4 protein-coding genes are annotated in these 3186 nt (G+C 60.9%); all 4 read left to right on the plus strand.

Annotated elements, in window-relative coordinates; all coding sequences use genetic code 11:
- On the plus strand, positions 1–315 hold a 315-nt coding region (gene sdhC, locus NCR40_RS31135), incomplete at its 5' end, for a succinate dehydrogenase, cytochrome b556 subunit (RefSeq protein WP_250511815.1).
- Between the two features lie 4 nt (positions 316–319).
- On the plus strand, positions 320–688 hold the full coding sequence (sdhD, locus tag NCR40_RS31140; protein ID WP_250511816.1) for a succinate dehydrogenase, hydrophobic membrane anchor protein: 369 nt from the start codon (positions 320–322) through the stop codon (positions 686–688).
- A 5-nt stretch (positions 689–693) separates the two neighbouring features.
- A complete protein-coding gene (gene sdhA, locus NCR40_RS31145; RefSeq protein ID WP_244829109.1) occupies positions 694–2469 on the plus strand; it encodes a succinate dehydrogenase flavoprotein subunit in 1776 nt (591 codons plus the stop codon).
- Positions 2470–2488: 19 nt separating this feature from the next.
- Positions 2489–3186: succinate dehydrogenase iron-sulfur subunit (locus tag NCR40_RS31150; protein WP_250470234.1), on the plus strand; the 698-nt coding region annotated here is incomplete at its 3' end.

Here is a 3186-nt window from a genome sequence, read left to right on the forward strand (position 1 = left end):
ATCCTGCATCGCATCAGCGGCTTGCTGCTTTTCGTGTCGCTGCCGTTCATTCTCTATCTGCTCGATCAGAGCCTGACCTCGGAACTCAGTTTCGACGCGTTCAAGGGCTTTCTGGCCAACCCCATCGTCAAGATCATCACGCTCGTGCTGTCGTGGGCGTATCTGCATCACTTCTGCGCGGGCATTCGCTTTCTGCTGCTCGACACGCACGTTGGCGTGAACAAGGAAGGCGGCAAGCAAAGCGCGTTGATCGTGCTCGTCGTCTCGCTGCTTCTCACGGCTGTGATGGCCCTTAAAATTTTCGGAGCCTTCTAAGACCATGGCAACCCAAAACAGAGTTGGCCCGAAGCGCCTGGTCGTGGGCGCGCATTACGGCCTGCGCGACTGGCTCGCGCAACGCATCACCGCCGTCGTGATGGCGGCGTACACCGTCATTTTGCTGTTCTGGTTCTTCGCCGCACACAGCTTCTCCTATGAAGGCTGGGCGTCCATCTTCGCCATGCAGTGGATGAAGCTTGCCACGTTCGTGACTCTGCTTTGCCTGTTCTATCACGCGTGGGTCGGCATTCGCGATATCTGGATGGATTACGTGAAGCCCATGGCCGTGCGCCTGTTTCTTCAGGTGCTGACCATCCTCTGGCTCGTCGGATGCGCCGGCTACGCTGCACAGATTCTCTGGAGAGTTTAAAGAACATGGCTGCAATCAAGACTTCCCTGCCGCGTCGCCGTTTCGACGTGGTCATCGTGGGCGCGGGCGGCTCGGGCATGCGCGCATCGCTGCAGCTCGCGCGTGCGGGCCTGTCGGTCGCTGTGTTGTCGAAGGTGTTTCCCACGCGCTCGCATACGGTCGCCGCGCAAGGCGGCATCGGTGCCTCGCTTGGCAACATGAGCGAGGACAACTGGCACTATCACTTCTACGACACCATCAAGGGCTCCGACTGGCTCGGCGACCAGGATGCAATCGAATTCATGTGCCGTGAAGCGCCCAACGCCGTGTATGAGCTCGAACACATGGGCATGCCGTTCGACCGCAATCCGGATGGCACGATCTATCAGCGTCCGTTCGGCGGACACACGGCCAACTACGGCGAAAAGCCCGTGCAACGCGCCTGCGCCGCGGCCGACCGTACCGGCCACGCGTTGTTGCACACGCTGTATCAGCAGAACGTCGCGGCCAAAACGCACTTCTTCGTCGAATGGATGGCGCTGGACCTGATCCGCGACGCCGAAGGCGATGTGCTCGGCGTCACCGCGCTGGAGATGGAAACGGGCGACGTGTATATCCTCGAAGGCAAGACCACGCTGTTCGCCACGGGCGGCGCGGGACGTATCTTCGCGGCATCGACGAATGCGTTCATCAACACGGGCGATGGCTTGGGCATGGCCGCGCGCTCGGGCATCGCGTTGCAGGACATGGAGTTCTGGCAATTCCACCCGACCGGTGTCGCGGGCGCGGGCGTGCTGATTACCGAAGGCGTGCGCGGCGAAGGCGGCATCTTGCGCAATTCGAACGGCGACCGCTTCATGGAGCGCTACGCGCCGACGCTCAAGGACCTCGCGCCGCGCGACTTCGTTTCGCGTTCGATGGATCAGGAAATCAAGGAAGGCCGCGGCGTGGGTCCGAACAAGGACCACGTGTTGCTGGATCTGTCGCACATCGGCGCCGAGACGATCATGAAGCGCTTGCCGTCGATTCGCGAGATCGCGCTCAAGTTCGCCAACGTCGATTGCATCAAGGAGCCCATTCCCGTGGTGCCGACCATCCACTATCAAATGGGTGGCATACCGACGAACATGCACGGGCAGGTCGTGGGTACGTCCAATGGTTATAACGAGCCGGTCAACGGGTTCTACGCGGTGGGCGAATGCTCGTGCGTCTCGGTGCACGGCGCGAACCGTCTGGGCACGAACTCGCTGCTCGACCTGGTGGTGTTCGGCCGCGCGGCGGGCAATCACATCATCAAGCACGCGAAGGAGTTGAAAGAGCACAAGCCGTTGCCGGCCGATGCCGCCGACTTCGCGCTCGAACGCCTCGCGGTGCTGGAGAAGTCGACGTCGGGCGAATACACGCAGAACATCGCCAACGACATTCGTTCGACCATGCAGGCGCATGCGGGCGTGTTCCGCACATCGAAGCTGCTCGAAGAGGGCGTGAGCAAGATCGACGAACTCACCGCGCGCGTGAAGCACGTGCATCTGAAGGACAAATCGAAGGTGTTCAACACGGCGAAGGTCGAGGCGCTGGAGTTGGCGAACCTGATCGAAGTCGCGCGCGCGACCATGGTGTCGGCCGAAGCGCGCAAGGAAAGCCGTGGCGCGCACGCGCACAGCGACTTCGAGCATCGCGACGATGAGAACTGGATGCGCCATACGCTGTGGTTCAGCGAAGGCGATCGCCTCGACTACAAGCCGGTGCAGATGAAGCCGCTGACGGTCGAATCGGTGCCGCCGAAGGCACGGACCTTCTAAGGCACAAGGGAAAATCGAAATGGCAAAGAGAATTTTCGAAGTCTATCGCTACGATCCGGACAAGGACGCAGCCCCGCGCATGCAGACCTACGAGCTGGAGATCGACTCGCACGAACGCATGCTGCTCGATGCACTGCTCAAGCTGAAGTCGGTCGACGAGACGCTGTCGTTTCGCCGTTCGTGCCGCGAAGGCGTGTGCGGCTCGGACGCGATGAACATCAACGGCAAGAACGGTCTCGCGTGTTTGCAGAACATGAACGATCTGCCGCAGCGCATTGTGCTGCGTCCGCTGCCGGGCTTGCCGGTGGTGCGCGATCTGATTTGCGACTTCACGCAATTTTTTAATCAGTATCATTCGATCAAGCCGTATCTGATCAACGACACGCCGCCGCCGGAAAAAGAGCGTCTGCAGTCGCCGGTCGAACGCGACGAGCTCGACGGGCTGTACGAGTGCATTCTGTGCGCGAGTTGCTCGACGTCGTGCCCGAGCTTCTGGTGGAATCCGGACAAGTTCGTCGGACCGGCGGGCTTGCTGCAGGCGTATCGCTTCATTGCGGATAGCCGGGATGAAGCGACCGGCGAGCGTCTGGACAACCTGGAAGATCCGTATCGTCTGTTCCGTTGCCACACGATCATGAATTGCGTCGACGTGTGCCCGAAGGGGCTCAACCCGACCAAGGCGATCGGCAAGATCAAGGAATTGATGGTGCGCCGCGC

This window comes from Caballeronia sp. GACF4, assembly GCF_023631025.1.
GTDB lineage: Bacteria > Pseudomonadota > Gammaproteobacteria > Burkholderiales > Burkholderiaceae > Caballeronia.